Below are 18,714 nucleotides of genomic sequence, written 5' to 3'. Positions count from 1 at the left end.
GTTTTCGCGGACGCCGGGCCGCAGGGGTGGCAGCGCAACGACGCACGCTGGAGTGAAACAGCATGCATCACCCGTCGCGAGCGCCCCGACACCATCGCCAGGGCGGCGGTCGGGCATCACTGTGGTCCCTGGGTACTCATGGTCCGGGCACACCGGGAGTACCGCGGGAGCCGTCATGCATCGCCGAGGTATTTGCCCTTGTAGCCATGCGTGTCGCAAGTGACCGAAGGGTTCGAGCGCAGTTCTGCGTGGAACTCGTACAGGCCGAGGCTCTCGCAATATCGGGCCGCCGAGTCGAGGGTGCGGAAGATCCGCGCGGGCTCGCGGCGCGAGCGTAGCGTGACGTAGTGCGTACCATTGACGAAACGCACTTGCAGCATCCATCCCACACCATCTGGTCCTCGCGTCACCCGCAGGTGCTGGACGCTGCCGGCGGTAACCAGTGCTTTCAGCGCCTCATCGCTGATCGAATCGCTCATGTTTGGAGTTACCTCGTCGCAGAAGTGAGTGCGTCCTGATGCTGGCCGTGTGCAGCAGCGCGGCGGGTACTCCGCAGGCCAGCGCCTTGCGCTTCGCCGATTGCATCAAGGCGCAGTGCAAGCCCACCAGGCCGACCATCAGGAGCAGGGTTGTGGCGCTGATGCCGAGTAGAAGTGCTGGTATTGGTCTGTCGCCTGGGAGGTGCAGCAGCAGTAGGGCCAGGGGGATGAGCACCAGGAAAATTCCGGTGGCCAGTAACATGCGTTCGAGCATACCGCACCGTCGAACGAATGTGGCCAAGGCTGAGCGTTGCTCATCGGAGAGCGATGTCCAGGCGTTATTCATGGCGACACCGCCTTTGCGCGAACCGGCTGGATGGCTGCATCCAGCAGCGCGACGCGATCGTGCATGGCCCGTTCCACTAGGCCTCCGCCCGGGGAATGAGGCAGGCGCAGATCATCGATGTACCAGAACATAGTGGCAGTCCTCGAAGAACCTCCAGCGACCCACTGTCGCCAGTAGTGCCACTAATGGTCGCCAAATACTCTGCTAATGGGATGAGGAAAATACGAAATTTAAGGTGAGAATAATCTGATTGAGTGCGGCGGGCGGCAGGCTTCCACCCGTTCTGCGTCAACGAATCTTCTGCGCTCGTGACGCTGTGGCGATCCCGGCTTCGCTGTGGCGCGGCCGTTTCGCGGCCCAGGCGCAATAGCCCAGCAGCAGCGCGCCGGCCACCGCCATCGCCCAGGGTCCGCCGTAGTGCGCGGCGATCAGCCCGGCGAGCAGCCCGCCGATGGCGTCGAAACCGAAGCGCGTGGCGGTGTAGATCGACACCACCCGCCCGCGCAGCGCCTCCGGCGCGCCGCTCTGCAGGACGATGTTGGTGCCGACGTTGTTCACCGTCACGCCGAAACCCAGCAGCGCCATGGCCGCCAGCGACAGCGGCAGGCTGCGGCTGGCGGCGAACAGCAGCAGCGCGGCGGCGCTGGCCAGGGCCGAGACGAGGATGATCCGTGGCAGCCGCGCGGGGTCCTGGTGCTGCGCCAGGAACAGGCTCGACAGCAGCGAACCGAAGCCGGCCGCGCCCCATAGCCAGCCGAGGGTGCGCGCGTCGCCGGTGAAGATGTCGCGGGCGAACACCGGCAGCAACACCGCGTAGCTGGACGCCGTGAGGTTCACCAGCAGCACGCCGAGCATCATCCGCCGCACGCTGGGAGTGCGCAGGGCGTAGTCCAGGCCCTCGCGGAACACGCTGCCCATGCTGCCGCTGGCGCGCACCCCCGGCGGCAGTCGCACCAGCAGCAGGCCGGCGACCAGCGCCAGGTAGGACAGGGCGTTGAGGGCGAAGCACAGGCTCTCGCTGGTGAAGCCCAGCAGCAGCCCGGCCAGCGGCGGGCCGACGAAGCGCGAGCAGGTGAACAGCGAGGCGTTCAGCGCCAGGGCGTTGGGCAGGTCGGCGCGGTCGTCGACGAAGCGGCTGAGCAGCGACTGCCGCAGCGGCGTGTCGAAGGCGCTGAGCACGCCGAGCAGCGCCGACATGCCGATCAGCAGCGCCGGGGTGATCAGCCCGGCGGTGGTCAGCGCCGCCAGCCCGCCGGCCTGCAGCGCCATCAGGCTCTGGCTGGCGAGCAGCAGACGGCGCTTGTCGTGGCGGTCGATCCAGGCCCCGGCGAGCGGGCCGATGAGCAGTTGCGGCAGCAGTGCCACGCAACTGGTGACGCCGAGCAGCGCCGCCGAGCCGGTCAGCCGGTAGACCAGCCAGGCCAGCGCCACCTGCTGGATCCAGGTGCCCAGGGTGGAGACCGCGTGGCCGCCGAAGTACAGGCGGAAATTACGGTGGCGCAGCGCGCGCAGGCTGTTCGGCCAGGGACGGGAAGCGGACATCGGCGGCTCGCTCGGACGAAGGGCGGCGGAGGGACGGGCGCCATGATAACGGAATTTTTCCTTCATAACGTTCACATGTTAACCAATCCCGCGTGGCGCCTGGCCTGCAGTTGGGTCGATGCCTTGTGGCGCAGGAAAAAGCGCCATGAAAAGTGCAATCGAGTGCCCGGAAGTTGCATTCAAGGCGACGTCGGGCGGCTCCCATAATCGGCCCTGACTCTCTTGCCACGCCTCTCGCCATGAGATCCCCGCCGCCAGTCCCGAGCGTTCGCGACGGCGGCGCGCCTCCAATAACAATCAAGGGCCGCCCAGATGAAAAAGCCAAACCCCCTGCTCGAAGACCTGAAGTCGATCCTGCCCGCCATCGCCGCCAATGCCGCCCGCGCCGAACAGGAGCGGATGGTGCCGGCGGAGAACATCGCCCTGCTCAAGGGCATCGGCATGCACCGCGCCTTCCAGCCGCGCTGCTACGGCGGCATGGAGATCTCCCTGCCGGAATTCGCCGACTGCGTGATCGCCCTGGCCGGCGCCTGCGCCAGCACCGCCTGGGCCTTCAGCCTGCTGTGCACCCATAGCCACCAACTGGCGATGTTCTCCAGGCAACTGCAGGACGAAGTCTGGGCCGGGAACCCCGACGCCACCGCCAGCAGCAGCATCGCGCCGTTCGGCCGCGTGCAGGAAGTCGAGGGCGGCCTGCTGTTCAACGGCGAGATGGGCTGGAGCAGCGGCAGCGACCACGCCGAGTGGGCGATCCTCGGCTGCCGCCGGCAGAACGCCGAGGGCGAGCCGGTCTACTGCTTCGCCGTGCTGCCGCGCAGCGACTACGAGATCCGCGACGACTGGTTCGCCATGGGCATGAAGGGCAGCGGCACCAAGACCCTGGTGGTGAAGGATGCCTTCGTGCCCAACCACCGCATCCAGGCGGCCAAGGACATGATGGAAGGCCGCTCCGCCGGCTTCGGCCTGTACCCCTACAGCAAGATTTTCTACACGCCGTACCGCCCGTACTTCGCCAGCGGCTTCGCCTCCATCAGCCTGGGCATCGCCGAGCGCATGCTCGAAGCCTTCCGCGAGAAGACCCGCAACCGCGTACGCGCCTACACCGGCGCCAGCGTCGGCACCGCCACCCCGGCGCTGATGCGCCTGGCCGAGTCCACCCACCAGGTCGCCGCCGCCCGCGCCTTCCTCGAGAAGACCTGGCAGGAACACGCCGAGCACGGCGAGCGCCACGAGTACCCGAGCCGCGAGACCCTGGCCTACTGGCGCACCAACCAGGGCTACGCGGTGAAGATGTGCATCCAGGCGGTGGACCGCCTGTTCGAAGCCGCCGGCGGCACCGCCTGGTTCGAGAGCAACGAGATGCAGCGGCTGTTCCGCGACTCGCACATGACCGGCGCCCACGCCTACACCGACTATGACGTCTGTGCGCAGATCCTCGGCCGCGAGCTGATGGGGCTGGAGCCGGACCCGAGCATGGTCTGAGTCTTTTGCGTCACTGGGTCCCCGCGCCTTAGCCGCACTTCCCCACGCCTATGTCCCGCCGGCCCCGCGCCGGCGTGGAGGAACCGCCATGAACCAGAACAACGAAGCGGGCCTGGACCCGCGCGCCTTCCGCCGTGCCCTGGGTAACTTCGCCACCGGCGTCACCGTGATGACCGCCGCCGCCGAGGGCGAGCGCGTCGGCATGACCGCCAACAGCTTCAACTCGGTATCCCTCGACCCGCCGCTGGTGCTCTGGAGCATCGACAAGCGCGCCACCAGCCTGGCCGTGTTCGACCGGGCCAGCCACTTCGCAGTGAACGTGCTGGCCGCCGACCAGATCGACCTGTCCAACCAGTTCGCCCGGCCCAGCGCCGACAAGTTCGCCGGCGTCGCCTGCGAGGAGGGCGCCGGTGGCGCGCCGCTGCTGCCGGACTGCGCGGCGCGCTTCCAGTGCGCCCTGCACCAGCGCCTGGACGGCGGCGACCACTGGATTCTGATCGGCCGCGTGCTGGCCTTCGACGACCTCGGCCGCGCCCCGCTGCTCTACCATCAGGGCGTGTACTCCAGCGTGCTGCCGCACCCGCGCCTGCGCGAAGTCCAGGCCGGGCTGCCGCGCACGGCCTTCCAGGGCCGCCTGAACCACAACCTCTACTACCTGATGACCCAGGCGGTGCGCTGCTACCAGGCCGAGTACCAGCCGCGGCAGATGGCCAGCGGCCTGCGCACCAGCGAGGCGCGCATGCTGATGGTGATGGAGAAGGACGCCAGCCTGGACACCGGCGCCCTGCAGCAGCTGGTGGCGATGCCGCTGCGCGAGATCGAGGAGGCCCGCGCCAACCTCGAACGCAAGGGTCTGTTGCAGACCGGGGAGGGCGGCTGCGCGCTGACCGCCGCCGGCATCGACCAGGCGGAAACCCTCTGGAGCATCGCCGAGGAACAGCAGGCCAAGGTCTTCGCGCGCTTCAGCGCCGAGCAGATCGAAGCCTTCAAGACTGTCCTGCGCGGCCTGGCCGAGCCGCTGTAGGGAACCTCAGAAACGCTCGGCGGGCAGCAGGTAGCGCCACTGCCCCGGTTCCATCTTGCCCATGGACACGCCGCCCAGGCGCAGGCGGCGGATGCCCACGACCTGCAGGCCGACCTGGCGGCACATGTCGGCGATCTGGCCGGGGCGGAAGCCCTTGCCGGCGAAGCGCAGACGGGTTTCGTTCTGCCAGCTGACCTTCAGCGCCGGCAGCGGCCGGCCCTGGAACAGCAGGCCGTGGCGCAGGCGCGCGAGACCGGCGTCATCGAGGCCACCGCTGACTTCCACCAGGTACTCGTGCTCGATGGTCGCCGCGTCGTCCTGCAGGCGGTGCAGCACGCCGTAGTTCTGGGTGAACACCAGCAGCCCGCTGGCCTCGTCGTCCAGCGGCGTGACGCTCTGCTGGCGGGCGAAATGCTTGCTCAGCGGCCGTTGCTCTGCGCTGTCGGCTTCCCAGCGGTTGGCCGCCAGCAGCAGGCCCATGGCCTGTTCGGCGCTGTACCCAGCGGGTTTGTAGAGCAGCAGGGTGGCCGGCGGGATCGGCGCCGGGATGGCCCCGGGGAGCAGCTCGACGCGTTGCTCGGCGACGCGGAAGTGCGGCTCGTCGACGGGTTGGCCATCCACCGTGACCCAGCCTCCCTCGATGTACAGCTCGGCCTCGCGGCGGGAGCAGGGCAGCAGTTCGGCGAGGCGCTTGGACAGGCGGATGGCTTCGGTCATGAGAGGGAATCGGCGGCGGGAAAGCCGCCATTGTACCCCGTGCTCAGCCCGGCAGGCGGATCACGTGGCCCTCGTCGGCGTCCACCCGTCCATGCAGCAGGTCGGTGATCACCCGTTGCGCCGCGTCCAGACCCTCGGACTCCACCACCCGCAGCAGCGGCCGTGGGCCGTGGCTGACCTTGCCATAGAATTCCAGCAGGCCTTCGCCGATGTACTGGCTGACCTTCTCCGGGCCCCAGTCGGCGTTGCGCTTGCGGATCTGGATGGGGGCGAAGAACAGCTCCGGCTTCGGCCCCTGCAGCGCGCTCAGGTCGGCCGGCGCCGCGACCTGGGCGGAGCCGGCCATGCAGCTGTAGCGCAGGTGGTCGGCGAAATGCCGGTGGACCCGCTCGCGCAGCGGCAGGTCGCCGGCGAAGTCGACGTAGAGGGTCGGCCGGCTGGCGTCCAGCCGCTCCAGGTCGGCGTAGGCCAGCGTCTGCTGGTAGCAGCCCAGGCCCGCGACGAAGTCGAGGTTGCGCGGCGAGGTCAGGGCGATGCGTTCCACCGGCGCGTTCTCCAGGCACACGGCGGTGCCGTAGGCGGTCTTGCTGGAGGCGCTGGAGAACACCAGGCGCTCGGCGCCGAAGTAAGCGTTGTCGGCGAGGAAGTCGGCGAGCATGGCCGAGGTCAGGAACAGCGGCTTGAGGAGGATCTGCAGGTTCTCCTGGTCCGCGCGGTAGTAGGCGTCCCAGCTGCAGCGGGTGTACTGGTTGTACGCCGAGACCAGCGCCTGGCGGTGTTCGGCGCCGTCGTAGAAGCCGCGCTCGCTGACCCGTTCCGGGCGCATCAGCAGGTGGCTGGCCAGCGGGAAGTAGCCGTAGAAGCGCTCGCCGACCTCGACGCCAGGCACGCCGGAAGCCAGCACGCGGGCGAAGCCCCAGGCCGGGATGTGGCCCCAGGCGTCCTCGCCGCTGGGGAAGAACTGCCAGTACTGCATGGAGTCGCCGAAGGCGGCGTAGGTGATGTTGTTGGTGGTCAGCGCGCAGCGCTCGATGGCCAGCAGCGCTTCGCCGGGTTGCACGGCCAGGCGTTGCTCGTGGTGCTCCAGGCGGCCCTGGTCGAGGGCGTTCTTGCGGTTCAGCAGGCGTGTTACCGTGACGCTTCCTTCCATTTTCCGGCTCCTTTCTCGATGGCGGATGGGATGCCTACAGGCTAGCGAGACGCGATGCACGACGGGTTCGGAAAAGGCCGCAAGCCGGCCAGCGTGGCGCCGGGGCCACGGGCCAAGCCGCTGAAGCGGCCCACCCAGGCCCGCGCGCGCTTCACCGTGGAGGCCATCTACGAGGCCTTCGTTCGGATTTGCCGGCGCGACGGCTGGGCCGGGGTCACCACCCGCGCGGTGGCGCTGGAGGCCGGGGTGGCGGTGGGCACCCTGTACGACTATTTCCCGAGCAAGGAGGCGCTGCTCTCCGGCTACGTGCGGCACTGCCTGGAGAGCCTGGCGGCGCGCATCGACAGCGAAGTGATAGCGCCGCCGCTGGACTGGCGCGAGCGCGTGCGCCGGCTGCTCGACCTGGGCGCCGGGCTGGGCATGCCGCTGGTCGACGGCGAGCTGCTGCAGCTGGAGCAATTGATCGCCGAGCCCAAGCACCACCAACGGGTCTACGAGGAACTCGCGGGCAAGTGGCGCGAAGCGCTGCAGGCCTGCGTCGACCTGCCCCGGCCGGTCGACGCGGACACCGCCGAGGCGCTGTTCATGGCCGCCTGGGGTGGTTGGCGCTACGCGCTGCTGCTGGAACTGGACGCGCCGCGCCGGCGGCGCTGGCAGGCGCAGCTGGAACAGCTGTACCTGGCGCGCCTGGGCGGCCAGGGCTCAGGGTGAAACCTCGGGTTCGTCGTTGCGGCTTTCGCGCACCCAGGTCATGAACAGCTGGAAGCCCAGGGCCAGCACCACCGGGCCGATGAACAGGCCGATGATGCCGCCGGTGAGCATGCCGCCGAGCGCGCCGAGGAGGATCACCGGCATCGGCACGGCGACCCCGCGGCCCAGCATCAGCGGCTTCAGCACGTTGTCCGAGAGCCCCGCCAGCACCGTCCAGATGGTGAACACCACGCTGCTCACGGTGCTGTAGTCGCCGCTCCAGAACACGTAGCCGATCGCCGGCAGCGAGATCACCGCCACCGGCAGCTGGACGATGCCCAGCAGCAGCACCGCCAGCGACAGCAGGCCGGCGCCGGGGATGCCCATGACGATGAAGCCCACGCCCAGCAGCAGGGTCTGGATGAATGCCACGCCGACCACGCCCTGGGCCACCGCGCGGATGGTCGCGGTGCACAGCCGGGCCAGGTCCGGGCCGCGCTCGGCGCCGGAGATGCGGATCGCGATGTCCTCGGCGGTGCGCGCGCCGAGCGGGCCGTAGGCCATGATCACGCAGGCGACGAGGAAGGCGCCGAGGAACTGCAGCAGCTCCATGCCGACCCCGGCGGCCTTGGCCAGGACGGTCTTGGCCACGCCCTGCAGGTGCGGCGCGGCCTGCTGGGCGACCCCGAAGAAGTCCTCGGCCACCCGCTGCCAGGCGTTGTACAGGTAGGGCCCGACCAGCGGCCAGGTGGCCACCGCCTCGGGCGGGGCGGGAATCTGCAGGCTCTTGGCCTGGAAGCGGTGCACCAGGTCGGCCACCGAGTCGGCGATGGAGAAGCCGATGGCCACCACCGGCACCAGCAGCAGGGCCAGGCCGAACAGCGCGAGCAGCGTCGAGGACAGCGCCGGGCGTTCACCCAGGCCGCGTTGCAGCATGAGCTGCAGCGGGTAGAGGGTGACCGCGAGTATCACCGCCCAGAGCATCAGGTCGAGGAAGGGGTGGAAGATGCGGAAGCAGAAGATCGCCAGGAACAGGATGAGTCCGGCGCGGATCAGCACGTCCAGCAGGTTGCGCGAGAGTATTCGGTCCGCAGAGGGCAGCATGGCGATTTTCCTGGAAGTCCTTCGGGCTTCTCAAAGAATTGGCTGTGTGCGGCGGAATGCAAGTGGCGACGGGGAAAATCGCAGGATGTCGAGCGAAGGGAGTAGCGGGCTGGGCCCTTGCCCGCGAACCGAAGGGGCCGAGGTCGGCGTGGGTTCGCGGGCAAGCTCGCTCCAGCGGGGGAGCGGGGGGTTACTTCTTGCCGAGGCTGATGTGTCGGCTGGCGGTGCCGTTGGGCTGACCGGTGACGCCTTTGGCGACCTGCTGGATTTCGCCGCCGGAGTTGAGGAAGGCCGCTACCTGGGCTTCCAGCGATTCACGGCTGGTGACGGCCGGCGCCGGCTTGGGCGCGGATTTCTGGCGGGTGGCGGTCTTGATGGTCATGGTTGCCGTTCCTGTTCATTCGCAAAAAGGCCGCCCATTGTACAGGAAAAGGTGGCTCTTCGGGGCAACTATCGACCGAACGGTCAATCCGCCCGCCGTCGCCGGCGCCTCGCGGCGGTGCTACGCTCGGCCCTTCCCTGGTCGCCGCGAGCCTTCCATGCCCTTGCTGTCGTCCCGCCAGCGCGCCGCGTTGCGCCTGGCCCGCGCCTTCCTCGCGCCCTACCGCTGGCGCGCCCTCGGCGCCCTGCTGGCGCTGCTGTTCACCGCCGCCATCACCCTGTCGCTGGGGCAGGGCATCCGCATGCTGGTGGACCAGGGCTTCGTCACCCAGTCCGAGCACCTGCTCAACCGTTCCATCGGGGTGTTCTTCCTGCTGGTGCTGGGCCTGGCGTTCGGCACCTTCGTGCGTTTCTACCTGGTGTCGTGGATCGGCGAGCGCTTCGTCGCCGACATCCGCCAGCGCGTGTTCGACCACCTGATCGAGCTGCACCCGGGCTTCTACGAGAGCAACCGCGCCTCGGAAATCCAGTCGCGGCTGACCGCCGACACCACGCTGTTGCAGACGGTGATCGGCTCGTCGCTGTCGATGGCCCTGCGCAACGCGCTGACCCTGGCCGGCGGGGTGATCCTGATGTTCGTCACCAACGCCAAGCTGACCAGCATCGTGGTCGCTTCGCTGCCGCTGGTGATCGCGCCGATCCTGCTGTTCGGCCGCCGCGTGCGCGAGCTGTCGCGGCAGAGCCAGGACCGCGTGGCCGACGTCGGCAGCTACGTCGGCGAGACCCTCGGGCAGATCAAGACGGTGCAGGCCTACAACCACCAGGCCCAGGACCGCGTGCGCTTCGGCCGCACGGTGGAGGCCGCCTTCGACACCGCGCGGCAGCGCATCCGCCAGCGCTCCTGGCTGGTCAGCGTAGTCATCCTGCTGGTGCTCGGGGCGGTGGGGGTGATGCTCTGGGTCGGCGGCATGGACGTCATCGCCGGGCGCATCAGCCCCGGCGAGCTGGCGGCCTTCGTGTTCTACAGCCTGATCGTCGGCATGGCCTTCGGCACCCTCAGTGAAGTGCTGGGCGAGTTGCAGCGCGCCGCCGGTTCCGCCGAGCGCATCGCCGAGCTGCTGCGTTCGCGCAACGAGATAGTCGCGCCGCAGGACGGCCTGCGCCGCCTGCCCGAGCGCGTCGAAGGGCGCATCGAGCTGCGCGGCCTGCGCTTCGCCTACCCGTCGCGCCCCGGCCACTGGGCCATCGACGGCATCGACCTGGACATCCGCCCGGGCGAGACCCTGGCCCTGGTCGGCCCCTCCGGCGCCGGCAAGTCCACCCTGTTCGACCTGCTGCTGCGCTTCTTCGACCCGCAGCAAGGCGAGATCCGCATCGACGGCGTGCCCATCGCCAGCCTCGACCCGGCCGACCTGCGCCGCTGCTTCGCGCTGGTCTCGCAGAACCCGGCGCTGTTCTTCGGCAGCGTCGAGGACAACCTGCGCTACGGCCGCCCCGGGGCCAGCGACGAGGCGGTGCGCGCGGCGGCCCGCGCGGCCCACGCCGACGAGTTCATCCAGCGCCTGCCGGAGGGCTACCGCACCCACCTGGGCGAGGCCGGCATCGGCCTTTCCGGCGGCCAGCGGCAGCGCCTGGCGATCGCCCGCGCGCTGCTGGTGGACGCGCCCATCCTGCTGCTCGACGAGGCCACCAGCGCCCTCGACGCCGAGAGCGAGCACCTGATCCAGCAGGCCCTGCCGGCGCTGATGAGTGGGCGCACCACGCTGGTCATCGCCCACCGCCTGGCCACGGTGCTGCACGCCGACCGCATCGCCGTGATCGACGGCGGCCGCCTGCTGGCCCTGGGCCGTCACGCCGAGCTGGTGGCGAGCAATCCGCTGTACGCACGCCTGGCGGAATTGCAATTCGGCCAGGCACGGAGCGTGTAGAATGTTCGGTTTTTCCCCGGAGTAGCGCACATGGCAGCCATCGGCCGTTTCAATTCCCTGCAGGTGGTCAAGCACACCGAGTTCGGCCTGTACCTGGATGGCGGGCCGCACGGTGAAATCCTCCTGCCCAAGCGCTACATCCCCAAGGGCGAGTCGGTCGAGCCGGAAGACTGGCTGAACGTGTTCGTCTACCTCGACAGCGAGGACCGGGTGATCGCCACCACCCTCAAGCCCAAGGTGCAGGTCGGCGGCTTCGCCAGCCTGAAGGTGGCCGAGGTCAACCGCATCGGCCTGTTCCTCGACTGGGGCCTGCCCAAGGACCTGCTGCTGCCGCACTCGGAAGAGAAGCGCCCGTTGCAGGTTGGCGACTACTGCGTGGTGTACTGCTACATCGACGATCGCACCCGGCGCATCACCGCCACCGCGCGCCTGGACCGCTACCTGGACAACACCCCGGCCAACTACAGCGTCGGCCAGGAAGTCGACCTGCTGGTGGTGGAGCGCAGCGACCTCGGCTACAAGGCGATCATCGAGGGCAAGCACTGGGGCCTGCTGCACAAGAACGAGCTGTTCAAGTTCGTCCGCAACGGCATGCGCGAGAAGGGCTACATCAAGGAAATACGCGCCGACGGCAAGATCAGCCTGAGCCTGCAACCGGTCGGCCAGGCCGCCCGCGACGACCTGGGCGAACGCATCCTCGCCGCCCTGCGCGAGGCCGGCGGCAGCCTGGCGCTGTCGGACAAGAGCCCGCCGGAGGCGATCAGCGCCCAGTTCGGGGTCAGCAAGGGCAACTTCAAGAAGGCCATCGGCGGGCTGTTCAAGCAGGGCCTGATCACCATCCTCGACGATCGCATCGAGCTGCGCTGAACCAAGGCCGCAGGGCTCCGCGACGGCCACCGGGCCGTCGGTGCGGCGGATCGAAATCCGCCTACATCATGCGCCGGAAGCGGTGCCAGGCCTGTTCCCAGGCCAGCACCCAGCGCGGCATGGGCGCGCCGAACCCGGCCACGGCCAACTGCGGGTGGCGGCCCACCACCATGTCCAGCAGCGGCTCCTGCTCCGGCCGCACGTCGACGAAGAACACATGCCGCCCCGCGTGCAGCGACGGGGCGAAGCGCTGCACGTCGCCGCTGGGCCGTTGCAGGCCGAAGAAGCTGCCTTCCCACAGGCTGAAGCCCAGCAGCACCGCGGCGAGGAACAGCACCGGCACCCAGCCGGCGGCGCTTTCGCTCCAGCCGAAGACATAGCCCAGCAGCAGGACCAGCGCGGCCAGCGCGACGCCGATGCCCAGCCCGTACTTGCCGCCGCGCACCAGGTCCTTGCGCATCACCTCCGGCACCTCGTGCAGGTGGCGCTGGTCGAGTTGGGCGTCCTGTTCGCTGAGCACGTGCATCTGTTCCTGGGCGATGCCCTTGCCCTGCAGTTCGTGTTCGACGTCTTCCAGTTCGTCGAGGTTGTCGCTGATGTAGTAATGCCTGTTCATGCAGCACCTCCAGGTCATTGCCGCGACCCGCGAGGATCGCCCGCGGATCGCGGCGACTCACCTTCGGCCATTTTACGTCCGCCAGCCGCGCCCGGCGCCCATGGCGACAGGCGTAGCGTGCCCTTGCCAGATGCCCGGCGCCGGTCCAGGATGCCGGCTCCACGACCCGCGCCGCCTGGAGCCGCGAGATGATCCGAGAGATCCTGAAAATGGGTGACGAGCGCCTGCTGCGCGTCGCCCCGCCGGTGCCGGCGCAGTTGATCGGCAGCGCCGAGCTGCAGCAACTGATCGACGACATGTTCGACACCATGCACCACGCCGGCGGCGTCGGCCTGGCCGCGCCGCAGATCGGCGTCGACCTGCAGCTGGTGATCTTCGGTTTCGAGCGTAGCGAACGCTATCCGGACGCGCCGGCGGTGCCGCCGACCATCCTGCTCAACCCGGTGATCACTCCGCTGGGCGAGGAACTGGAGGAAGGCTGGGAGGGCTGCCTGTCGGTCCCCGGCCTGCGTGGTGCGGTGAACCGCTACCTGCGCATCCGCTACCAGGGCCTGGACCCCCAGGGCAACCCCGTCGACCGCACGGTGGAAGGTTTCCACGCCCGCGTGGTGCAGCACGAATGCGACCACCTGATCGGCCGCCTGTACCCCTCGCGGATCACCGACTTCACCAAGTTCGGCTTCACCGAGGTGCTGTTCCCGGGGCTGGACCCGAACGCGGACGACTGAGGGCACGGCTTTTTGTAGGAGCGAGCTTGCTCGCGAACAGCGTTTCCCGGTTGTCGTGGTGTGTTGGGTCGACTCCGCAACCCTCTCCTCAGCCCTCTCCCGCAAGCAGGAGAGGGGGCCGTTCGGCGTCGGCGGGACGTTCGTCGTTATCCTGACGACACTCCGTCATTCCCGCGAACGCGGGACGCGGCTCCATCGCGAACAGCGCTTGCGCTGGCCCGAAGGGGAATAACCCAGTGCCTTGCGGTTCGCCGTAGGGCGTATAACCGTTCGCGGTTATACGCCGTCGGCCCGAGCGCCGGAGCCGATGGGAACGGCGGATAACGCCGTAGGCGTTATGCACCCTACGGATCGCGGGGATGACATTGGGGGAAATGGAGCAGGGCCCGGTTCGCGAGCAAGCTCGCGCCTACAGGGGCGTGCGTGGATGGCGGCCAACGGCGGAGCGCGGACAACCGCCTGCGCGGCCGTCCGCCGTTCAGGGCTCAGGGCGAAGGCGCGTGGCTGCCGAGCAGCGCGCCACCGGCCTTCTTCTGCTTTTTCGCCATGCGCTTCTCGTGGGCCGTCTTCAGGGGCTTCTTCTTGCCTTCCTTGTGGGCGTTCAGACCTTTGCTCATGACCGTTACCTCGTGGGCTGGAAAGCGTGGGCGTCCCTGCGGTCGGCGCTCCGGCGGCCCGCTGGCGCGGGCCGGTGCCTCTTCAGCATAGACCCGCGGCGGCCTTCAGGCCTGGCCGCTCAGCCGTTCCAGTTCGCGGCGGACCATGGCCGCGTACGGCGGCGGGGTCAGCTGGTACAGCTCGCCGGCCACCCAGGCCAGCCAGCGCCCGCCCAGGGCCTCGCGCTCGGCCAGCAGGCGGCGCGCCTCGGCCTCGGCGCGCGCGGCATGTTCCTGGTGGAAGCTGGCGCGACTCATCCCTGGCACTGCAGCTTCTGCGGGTCGATCTCGATGCTGGCCAGCGGCTTGCCGTCGCTGCCGTCGTAGTCGTGGGCGACACGGATGTTGTGCTGGCGGATGTTCTGCAGCAGCTGCGGCTGCTGGCAGGTGCCGCGCTCCAGGCGGGCGCGCTGCTCGCTGCGGAACTTGTCCAGGGCGGCCGCGTCGAGGCCGTCGGCCTTCATGCTGGAGATGCCGTAGTGGTAGTGCAGGACCTTGCTCTGGGTGTCCAGCTCGACCTTCTCCAGGCGCGTCACCTGGTCCACCTGCATCGGCAGGTTGGTCTTGCTCTGCTGCTCGAAGAACGCCGCCGACTGCTGCAGGAAGGCCGCCTCGTCCTCGGCCTGGGCCAGGTTCGGCAGGGTCGCGAGCGACACGCCGCAGAGCAGCAGGGCGCCGACGAGACGACGGCAGGCGAGGGCGGGGCTGGACATCGGGATGGGCATGCGGGGATTCCTCCGGCTGGGGTTGCGCTGAAGTGTATAGGCCATTTCCGACACCTGCGCGGCGCGCTCGCAACTTCCCCTGGGCGACGCGAATGTCTAGGCTTGCCGGCAACGGGCCGAACTTGACGGGCCGCGCCGGGTCAACCGTCGGTGAGCGGCCGGCGGCCGCACCCGGAAACGCTGGAGGAGGGACACCAGGGCATGCGATTCATGGATTTTCGGGGCCTGCGCCTGGGCCCCTGGGCGCTGATCAAACTGACCATCAAGGAATTCCTCGACGACGAGATGCCCACCTACGCGGCGGCGCTCGCCTACCAGGGGCTGTTCTCGCTGTTTCCCTTCCTGCTGTTCCTCATCGCCCTGCTGGGCTTCCTGCACCTGCCGGAGTTCTTCGACTGGCTGCGCGAGCAGGCCGCCTACGTGCTGCCCGGCCAGGCGCTGGAGCAGGTCAACCCGATCATCGACCAGTTGCAGCAGCGCCAGGGCGGGCTGCTCTCGGTGGGGATCGTGGTGGCGCTGTGGTCGTCCTCGGCGGCGATCCGCTCGTTGATGAGCGCGCTCAACGCCGCCTACGACGTGCGCGAGGCGCGCCCGCTGTGGAAGCGCGTGCCGCTGTCACTGCTCTACACCCTGGGGCTGGCGGCGATGCTGATGCTGGTGGCGGCGCTGATGATCCTCGGTCCGCAGGTGATGGGCTTCATCGCCGAGCAGATCGGCCTGCAGGAGTACGTGGTGGTGATCTGGTCGCTGTTGCGCTGGCCGCTGGTGATCCTGCTGATGATGATGGCGGTGGCCATCGTCTACTACGCCACGCCCAACGTGCAGCAGCGCTTCCGCTTCATCACCCCCGGCTCGGTGCTGGCGGTGGTGGCCTGGGTCGCGGCATCGCTGGCCTTCGGTTACTACGTGCAGAACTTCGCCGACTACAACGCCATGTACGGCAGCGTCGGGGCGATCATCGTGCTGCTGCTGTACTTCTACATCTCCGCCGCCGTGCTGCTGCTGGGCGCCGAGCTCAACGCGGTGATCGAGCACCACCTGCCGCACGGCAAGAACCCCGGCGAGCGGAACTTCGAGGCGCCCGCCGAGCCCGCTGCGGAGAAACCCTGAAGGCTACTGCGCGGGCTGCTGGCTGAGCAGCGCGTCGACGATCTGCTGGGCGCGCTCGAAGTTCGGGTAGCCGCTCTTGGCCACGTCCAGTTCGGCGTAGGACTGGCGGTAGTCCTCGGCCTTCAGGGCGTCGGCGCCCTGGCCCAGCATCGGCTGGCTGTAGATGCGGTAGAGCAGGGCCACGGCGTAGGGATGGCCGGCCTTGGCGGCGCTTTCCAGCAGCGGCAGCACCTGCTCGGCCGAGGCGCCCTGGCGGATTTTCAGCAGCGCTTCGTAGAACGCCACCTCGCCGTGGCGGTCGGCGCCGCGCGACTGCTCCAGCAGGTCGTTGGCGCGGGCGTAGTTGGCCGGGTCGGCCGAAACGATCAGCAGCTTGGCCTGGAGCATGTCGTCGCGGTAGAGCTGTTGCTCCTCGGCGCTATGGCTGGCGCAACCGGCGAGCCAGAGCGGCAGGCCGAGCAAGGCGAGGCAGGAAAGCGGGTGGCGCAGGCCCATGAAGTTCCCTCGGTGGCGGTCGGGCGCGGAACGGCATTTTGCCTGGCCCGCGCGGGCAAGCATAGCCGGCCGCCGGGCCCGCCTGGAACCGGGAACTTTCCTAAGATTGGCTGGCGGCGATGGCCTCGCGCAGTTGCTCGGTGTCCAGCGGCTTGTGCAGCAGGCGGTTACCGCTGGTGTCGGCCTCGCGGATGCGCTCGGGCGAGGTGTCGCCGGTGATGATCAGCGCCGGCACCGGGCGCGCCAGGTAGCGGCGGATGCGCTGCACCGCGTCCTCGCCGTCGAGGTTGTCGCCCAGGCGGTAGTCGGTGAGGATCAGGTCGACCCGCGCCGGGCCGCGGCGGCTGGCCTCGATGTGCCGCTGCAGGGCCTGCAGGTCGGCCTGGGCGTGCTGCTGGTGGCGCGCGGCGGCGCGGCCTGAGACTGCCGCGCTCCACACCGTCCGTAGGAGCGCGCCATGCGCGCGATTCGCGGGCGCGGCCTGCTCCTACAGGTGAAACGCGGGAGCCCAGTGCCTTTCGTGAAGGCGTCAGGGGAGCCAGTCGGTGGCGAGCAGACCGTATAGCGCCGTGTCCGACACTTCCCCGGCGACTATCCAGCGTTGCCGTAGCAGCCCTTCGCGCTGGAAGCCGAGGCGCTCCAGGGTCGCGGCGGAGGGCAGGTTGCGCGGGTCGATATCCGCCTCCAGGCGGTTCAGACGCAGCTCGTCGAAGGCGTGTGTAAGCAGGCTGCGCAGGGCCTCGTTCATGAAGCCCTGGCCTTGCGCCGACCGGCCCAGGCAGTAGCCCAGTTCGGCACGCCTCGACGCTTCGGCGAAGGCGAATAGCGTACAGGTGCCGAGGAAGGTGGCGTCGTCGCGACGGGTCAGGGCCAGGGTGAGGCAACTGCCTTCGTCATAACCCGCCATGTCGCGCTGGATGCTCTCCACGGCCTGTTGTCGCGAGTTCCAGGGCGGAGTGCTCCAGTAACGCATCACCTGTCGGTCGGACATCATCGCGTACAGCGCGTCCGTGTCTTCCGGGCACAGGGGGCGCAGGATCAGGCGTTGGCTCTGCAGGTGGCTTGGAAAGTTCATCGGTTCCCTCCTGGAGTGGAGCGAGGGAGCTTAGCAACCACGGATGTCTTGCTGGCGCGGATATGCATGTGGATATTTCCACTGCATGTGCCATGGAGGCGCCCGGATCGCTTCGTAGGAGCGCGCCATGCGCGCGAATCGCGGGCGCGGCCCGCTCCTACGGTGGGCGGGCGTTGGAGCTCACTGTGAGGGTGCGCTTTGCGCGCGAATCGCGCGCAGCCCGTAGGGCGCATAACGCCTACGGCGTTATCCGCCATCCAGCCGTGAACATGGGTGCAGCGGCCGGCGGCGGATAACCGCGAACGGTTATTCGCCGTACACTCCAGCCGACCATTCCCATACCGGCGCGCGAAGAGCCCTGCGACAGTTGTGGTCACACGCCGAAGGCGCTGCCGCCCTCGTCGCCGTCGAAGCCGCGTTCGAGCTTGATCTTCAGGCTCAGGTCGGTGCGCGAGTCGGCGAATTTCAGGGCTTCGGCGACGTTGATGCGGCCGGCCTCCAGCAGTTTGTAGAGGCTCTGGTCGAAGCTCTGCATGCCCTGTTCCAGCGCCCGTTCGATGGCGCCGCGCAGTTCCGGCAGCTCGTCGCGCTGGATCAGCCCGCGAATGTGCGGGGTGCCCAGCACCAGCTCCACCGCCGCCACCCGGCGCTGGCTGATGCCCGGTACCAGGCGCTGGCCGATCAGCGCCAGGAGGTTCTGCGAAAGGTCGGCCAGGGCCTGCGGGCGGCCTTCGTCGGGGAAGAAGCGGGCGATGCGCTCGATGGCGTGGCGCGCGCTGGTGCCGTGCAGGGTGGCCATGCACAGGTGGCCGGTCTCGGCGTAGTGCAGGGCGTGCTGCATGGTCGCCGTGTCGCGGATTTCGCCGAGCATGATCACGTCCGGCGCCTCGCGCAGCACGTTGCGCAGGGCGGCGTCGAAGCTGAGGGTGTCCAGGCCCACCTCGCGCTGGTCGATGATCGAGCGCTGGTGGCTGTGGAGGAATTCGATGGGGTCTTCGATGCAGATGATGTGGCCGCTGCGGTGGCGGTTGCGGAAGTCGAGCATCGACGCCAGGGTGGTCGACTTGCCCGAGCCGGCCGCGCCCACCACCAGGATCAGCCCGCGGTCCTGCACCGCGAGCTTCTCCAGGATCGGCGGCAGGCCGAGGCTGGCGATGTCGGGGATGTCCTGGCGGATCAGCCGCACCACCAGCGCCACTTCGCCGCGTTGCAGGTAGATGTTGGCGCGGAAACGCCCGCTGGCGGGTACGTCGATGGCCAGGTTCATTTCCAGGTCGCGCTCGAAGTCGCTGGCCTGCTGCGGGCTCATCAGCTGGTAGGCCAGGTGGCGTGTCTCGCCGCTGCGCAGCGCGCGCTCGCCGGCCGCCCGGCTCAGCCCCTCGACCTTGATGTGCGGCGGCGCGCCGACACTGAGGAACATGTCGGAGCCGGCGTGCTGGGCCAGCAGGTGCAGCAGCTCGAAGATGTCGGGCTGCTGGCTGTCGGGGGTGTCGGTCATCGGGCGGTCCTCGGCGGCGGCGCGCCGGGCGCCTGTATCCAGCCTAGCCGCCCGTGACGGCGGCGCTGGCCGGTAGCATGCAGCCTAGGACAACCGGCGGC

At 69.0% G+C, this 18,714-nt stretch carries 23 protein-coding genes; 7 read left to right on the top strand and 16 right to left on the bottom strand.

The window, feature by feature from the left end; all coding sequences use genetic code 11:
• Nucleotides 1-173 precede the first annotated feature (173 nt).
• The 4 genes from P3W75_RS19230 to P3W75_RS19215 form a co-directional block, all read right to left on the bottom strand.
• Nucleotides 174-479 (bottom strand): hypothetical protein, encoded by a 306-nt coding sequence (locus P3W75_RS19230; protein ID WP_276228898.1) that lies wholly within the window; start codon nucleotides 477-479, stop codon nucleotides 174-176.
• Nucleotides 457-825 (bottom strand): hypothetical protein, encoded by a 369-nt coding sequence (locus P3W75_RS19225; protein ID WP_276228897.1) that lies wholly within the window; start codon nucleotides 823-825, stop codon nucleotides 457-459. Before P3W75_RS19225 ends, P3W75_RS19230 begins: the two co-directional genes overlap by 23 nt.
• A complete protein-coding gene (locus P3W75_RS19220) occupies nucleotides 822-956 on the bottom strand; it encodes a hypothetical protein (protein ID WP_276228896.1) in 135 nt (44 codons plus the stop codon). The genes P3W75_RS19225 and P3W75_RS19220 overlap by 4 nt, the downstream gene beginning before the upstream one ends.
• A gap of 157 nt (nucleotides 957-1,113) precedes the next feature.
• On the bottom strand, nucleotides 1,114-2,367 hold the full coding sequence (locus P3W75_RS19215) for an MFS transporter (RefSeq protein ID WP_276228895.1): 1,254 nt from the start codon (nucleotides 2,365-2,367) through the stop codon (nucleotides 1,114-1,116).
• 312 nt (nucleotides 2,368-2,679) lie between these two features.
• Between P3W75_RS19215 and P3W75_RS19210 the strand changes: the two genes are divergently transcribed.
• Both P3W75_RS19210 and P3W75_RS19205 read left to right on the top strand, forming a co-directional pair.
• A complete protein-coding gene (locus P3W75_RS19210) occupies nucleotides 2,680-3,849 on the top strand; it encodes a p-hydroxyphenylacetate 3-hydroxylase oxygenase component (RefSeq protein WP_276228894.1) in 1,170 nt (389 codons plus the stop codon).
• Between the two features lie 88 nt (nucleotides 3,850-3,937).
• Nucleotides 3,938-4,873 (top strand): p-hydroxyphenylacetate 3-hydroxylase reductase component, encoded by a 936-nt coding sequence (locus P3W75_RS19205; protein ID WP_276228893.1) that lies wholly within the window; start codon nucleotides 3,938-3,940, stop codon nucleotides 4,871-4,873.
• A gap of 6 nt (nucleotides 4,874-4,879) precedes the next feature.
• On the opposite strand, the gene P3W75_RS19200 is transcribed toward P3W75_RS19205, so the two are convergent.
• Together P3W75_RS19200 and P3W75_RS19195 are read right to left on the bottom strand one after the other, a co-directional pair.
• Nucleotides 4,880-5,590 carry an rRNA pseudouridine synthase gene (locus P3W75_RS19200; RefSeq protein WP_276228892.1) on the bottom strand — a complete coding sequence of 237 codons (711 nt, stop codon included), beginning with the start codon at nucleotides 5,588-5,590 and terminating at the stop codon, nucleotides 4,880-4,882.
• A gap of 43 nt (nucleotides 5,591-5,633) precedes the next feature.
• Nucleotides 5,634-6,740 carry a DUF2855 family protein gene (locus P3W75_RS19195; RefSeq protein WP_276228891.1) on the bottom strand — a complete coding sequence of 369 codons (1,107 nt, stop codon included), beginning with the start codon at nucleotides 6,738-6,740 and terminating at the stop codon, nucleotides 5,634-5,636.
• Nucleotides 6,741-6,794: 54 nt separating this feature from the next.
• Between P3W75_RS19195 and P3W75_RS19190 the strand changes: the two genes are divergently transcribed.
• Nucleotides 6,795-7,451 carry a TetR/AcrR family transcriptional regulator gene (locus P3W75_RS19190; protein ID WP_276228890.1) on the top strand — a complete coding sequence of 219 codons (657 nt, stop codon included), beginning with the start codon at nucleotides 6,795-6,797 and terminating at the stop codon, nucleotides 7,449-7,451.
• Here P3W75_RS19190 and P3W75_RS19185 read toward each other — a convergent pair.
• Nucleotides 7,443-8,534: an AI-2E family transporter gene (locus P3W75_RS19185; RefSeq protein WP_276228889.1), complete on the bottom strand. Its 1,092-nt coding sequence runs from the start codon at nucleotides 8,532-8,534 to the stop codon at nucleotides 7,443-7,445. The two genes, P3W75_RS19190 and P3W75_RS19185, sit on opposite strands and share 9 nt — an antisense overlap.
• Before the next feature lie 190 nt (nucleotides 8,535-8,724).
• The gene (locus P3W75_RS19180; protein ID WP_276228888.1) at nucleotides 8,725-8,916 is read right to left on the bottom strand and encodes a hypothetical protein; all 192 of its coding nucleotides are present in this window, start codon (nucleotides 8,914-8,916) and stop codon (nucleotides 8,725-8,727) included.
• Nucleotides 8,917-9,073: 157 nt separating this feature from the next.
• Between P3W75_RS19180 and P3W75_RS19175 the strand changes: the two genes are divergently transcribed.
• Nucleotides 9,074-10,843 (top strand): ABC transporter transmembrane domain-containing protein, encoded by a 1,770-nt coding sequence (locus tag P3W75_RS19175; RefSeq protein ID WP_276228887.1) that lies wholly within the window; start codon nucleotides 9,074-9,076, stop codon nucleotides 10,841-10,843.
• A 30-nt stretch (nucleotides 10,844-10,873) separates the two neighbouring features.
• On the top strand, nucleotides 10,874-11,710 hold the full coding sequence (locus P3W75_RS19170) for a CvfB family protein (RefSeq protein WP_276228886.1): 837 nt from the start codon (nucleotides 10,874-10,876) through the stop codon (nucleotides 11,708-11,710).
• A gap of 61 nt (nucleotides 11,711-11,771) precedes the next feature.
• Here P3W75_RS19170 and P3W75_RS19165 read toward each other — a convergent pair whose 3' ends face one another.
• Nucleotides 11,772-12,326: a magnesium transporter gene (locus P3W75_RS19165; protein WP_276228885.1), complete on the bottom strand. Its 555-nt coding sequence runs from the start codon at nucleotides 12,324-12,326 to the stop codon at nucleotides 11,772-11,774.
• 188 nt (nucleotides 12,327-12,514) lie between these two features.
• Between P3W75_RS19165 and def the strand changes: the two genes are divergently transcribed.
• Nucleotides 12,515-13,054, top strand: a complete 540-nt coding sequence (gene def / locus P3W75_RS19160; RefSeq protein ID WP_276228884.1) for a peptide deformylase — start codon at nucleotides 12,515-12,517, stop codon at nucleotides 13,052-13,054.
• A gap of 485 nt (nucleotides 13,055-13,539) precedes the next feature.
• Here def and P3W75_RS19155 read toward each other — a convergent pair whose 3' ends face one another.
• From P3W75_RS19155 to P3W75_RS19145, 3 genes are all read right to left on the bottom strand, one after another.
• Nucleotides 13,540-13,671: a hypothetical protein gene (locus tag P3W75_RS19155; RefSeq protein ID WP_276228883.1), complete on the bottom strand. Its 132-nt coding sequence runs from the start codon at nucleotides 13,669-13,671 to the stop codon at nucleotides 13,540-13,542.
• 105 nt (nucleotides 13,672-13,776) lie between these two features.
• Nucleotides 13,777-13,968: a hypothetical protein gene (locus P3W75_RS19150; protein ID WP_276228882.1), complete on the bottom strand. Its 192-nt coding sequence runs from the start codon at nucleotides 13,966-13,968 to the stop codon at nucleotides 13,777-13,779.
• A complete protein-coding gene (locus tag P3W75_RS19145) occupies nucleotides 13,965-14,435 on the bottom strand; it encodes a hypothetical protein (RefSeq protein ID WP_276228881.1) in 471 nt (156 codons plus the stop codon). The genes P3W75_RS19150 and P3W75_RS19145 overlap by 4 nt, the downstream gene beginning before the upstream one ends.
• Nucleotides 14,436-14,636: 201 nt before the next feature.
• On the opposite strand from P3W75_RS19145, the gene P3W75_RS19140 reads away from it, so the two are divergent.
• The gene (locus tag P3W75_RS19140) at nucleotides 14,637-15,545 is read left to right on the top strand and encodes a YihY/virulence factor BrkB family protein (RefSeq protein WP_276228880.1); all 909 of its coding nucleotides are present in this window, start codon (nucleotides 14,637-14,639) and stop codon (nucleotides 15,543-15,545) included.
• Between the two features lie 3 nt (nucleotides 15,546-15,548).
• On the opposite strand, the gene P3W75_RS19135 is transcribed toward P3W75_RS19140, so the two are convergent.
• The 4 genes from P3W75_RS19135 to P3W75_RS19120 all read right to left on the bottom strand — a co-directional run bounded on the left by P3W75_RS19135 (nucleotide 15,549) and on the right by P3W75_RS19120 (nucleotide 18,613).
• Complete coding sequence (locus tag P3W75_RS19135) at nucleotides 15,549-16,040, bottom strand: hypothetical protein (RefSeq protein WP_276228879.1); 492 nt, start codon at nucleotides 16,038-16,040, stop codon at nucleotides 15,549-15,551.
• 100 nt (nucleotides 16,041-16,140) lie between these two features.
• Complete coding sequence (locus P3W75_RS19130; protein ID WP_276228878.1) at nucleotides 16,141-16,479, bottom strand: response regulator; 339 nt, start codon at nucleotides 16,477-16,479, stop codon at nucleotides 16,141-16,143.
• 90 nt (nucleotides 16,480-16,569) lie between these two features.
• Nucleotides 16,570-17,115, bottom strand: coding sequence for a GNAT family N-acetyltransferase (locus P3W75_RS19125; RefSeq protein ID WP_276228877.1), 546 nt, complete (start codon nucleotides 17,113-17,115; stop codon nucleotides 16,570-16,572).
• Between the two features lie 373 nt (nucleotides 17,116-17,488).
• On the bottom strand, nucleotides 17,489-18,613 hold the full coding sequence (locus P3W75_RS19120; protein WP_276228876.1) for a PilT/PilU family type 4a pilus ATPase: 1,125 nt from the start codon (nucleotides 18,611-18,613) through the stop codon (nucleotides 17,489-17,491).
• Between the last annotated feature and the right edge of the window lie 101 nt (nucleotides 18,614-18,714).

Source organism: Pseudomonas citronellolis (assembly GCF_029335315.1).
Taxonomy (GTDB): Bacteria; Pseudomonadota; Gammaproteobacteria; order Pseudomonadales; family Pseudomonadaceae; genus Pseudomonas; species Pseudomonas citronellolis_A.
The sequence above is the reverse complement of the archived record's forward strand: the minus strand, read 5'-3'. Positions and strand labels throughout refer to the sequence as shown.

Excerpts from the sequence above, each read along its gene's own strand:
- P3W75_RS19230 (WP_276228898.1), bottom strand. The coding sequence starts at position 479 with ATGAGCGATTCGATCAGCGATGAGGCGCTGAAAGCACTGGTTACCGCC.
- P3W75_RS19225 (WP_276228897.1), bottom strand. The coding sequence starts at position 825 with ATGAATAACGCCTGGACATCGCTCTCCGATGAGCAACGCTCAGCCTTG.
- P3W75_RS19220 (WP_276228896.1), bottom strand. The coding sequence starts at position 956 with ATGTTCTGGTACATCGATGATCTGCGCCTGCCTCATTCCCCGGGCGGA.
- P3W75_RS19215 (WP_276228895.1), bottom strand. The coding sequence starts at position 2,367 with ATGTCCGCTTCCCGTCCCTGGCCGAACAGCCTGCGCGCGCTGCGCCAC.
- P3W75_RS19210 (WP_276228894.1), top strand. The coding sequence starts at position 2,680 with ATGAAAAAGCCAAACCCCCTGCTCGAAGACCTGAAGTCGATCCTGCCC.
- P3W75_RS19205 (WP_276228893.1), top strand. The coding sequence starts at position 3,938 with ATGAACCAGAACAACGAAGCGGGCCTGGACCCGCGCGCCTTCCGCCGT.
- P3W75_RS19200 (WP_276228892.1), bottom strand. The coding sequence starts at position 5,590 with ATGACCGAAGCCATCCGCCTGTCCAAGCGCCTCGCCGAACTGCTGCCC.
- P3W75_RS19195 (WP_276228891.1), bottom strand. The coding sequence starts at position 6,740 with ATGGAAGGAAGCGTCACGGTAACACGCCTGCTGAACCGCAAGAACGCC.
- P3W75_RS19190 (WP_276228890.1), top strand. The coding sequence starts at position 6,795 with ATGCACGACGGGTTCGGAAAAGGCCGCAAGCCGGCCAGCGTGGCGCCG.
- P3W75_RS19185 (WP_276228889.1), bottom strand. The coding sequence starts at position 8,534 with ATGCTGCCCTCTGCGGACCGAATACTCTCGCGCAACCTGCTGGACGTG.
- P3W75_RS19180 (WP_276228888.1), bottom strand. The coding sequence starts at position 8,916 with ATGACCATCAAGACCGCCACCCGCCAGAAATCCGCGCCCAAGCCGGCG.
- P3W75_RS19175 (WP_276228887.1), top strand. The coding sequence starts at position 9,074 with ATGCCCTTGCTGTCGTCCCGCCAGCGCGCCGCGTTGCGCCTGGCCCGC.
- P3W75_RS19170 (WP_276228886.1), top strand. The coding sequence starts at position 10,874 with ATGGCAGCCATCGGCCGTTTCAATTCCCTGCAGGTGGTCAAGCACACC.
- P3W75_RS19165 (WP_276228885.1), bottom strand. The coding sequence starts at position 12,326 with ATGAACAGGCATTACTACATCAGCGACAACCTCGACGAACTGGAAGAC.
- def (WP_276228884.1), top strand. The coding sequence starts at position 12,515 with ATGATCCGAGAGATCCTGAAAATGGGTGACGAGCGCCTGCTGCGCGTC.
- P3W75_RS19155 (WP_276228883.1), bottom strand. The coding sequence starts at position 13,671 with ATGAGCAAAGGTCTGAACGCCCACAAGGAAGGCAAGAAGAAGCCCCTG.
- P3W75_RS19150 (WP_276228882.1), bottom strand. The coding sequence starts at position 13,968 with ATGAGTCGCGCCAGCTTCCACCAGGAACATGCCGCGCGCGCCGAGGCC.
- P3W75_RS19145 (WP_276228881.1), bottom strand. The coding sequence starts at position 14,435 with ATGCCCATCCCGATGTCCAGCCCCGCCCTCGCCTGCCGTCGTCTCGTC.
- P3W75_RS19140 (WP_276228880.1), top strand. The coding sequence starts at position 14,637 with ATGCGATTCATGGATTTTCGGGGCCTGCGCCTGGGCCCCTGGGCGCTG.
- P3W75_RS19135 (WP_276228879.1), bottom strand. The coding sequence starts at position 16,040 with ATGGGCCTGCGCCACCCGCTTTCCTGCCTCGCCTTGCTCGGCCTGCCG.
- P3W75_RS19125 (WP_276228877.1), bottom strand. The coding sequence starts at position 17,115 with ATGAACTTTCCAAGCCACCTGCAGAGCCAACGCCTGATCCTGCGCCCC.
- P3W75_RS19120 (WP_276228876.1), bottom strand. The coding sequence starts at position 18,613 with ATGACCGACACCCCCGACAGCCAGCAGCCCGACATCTTCGAGCTGCTG.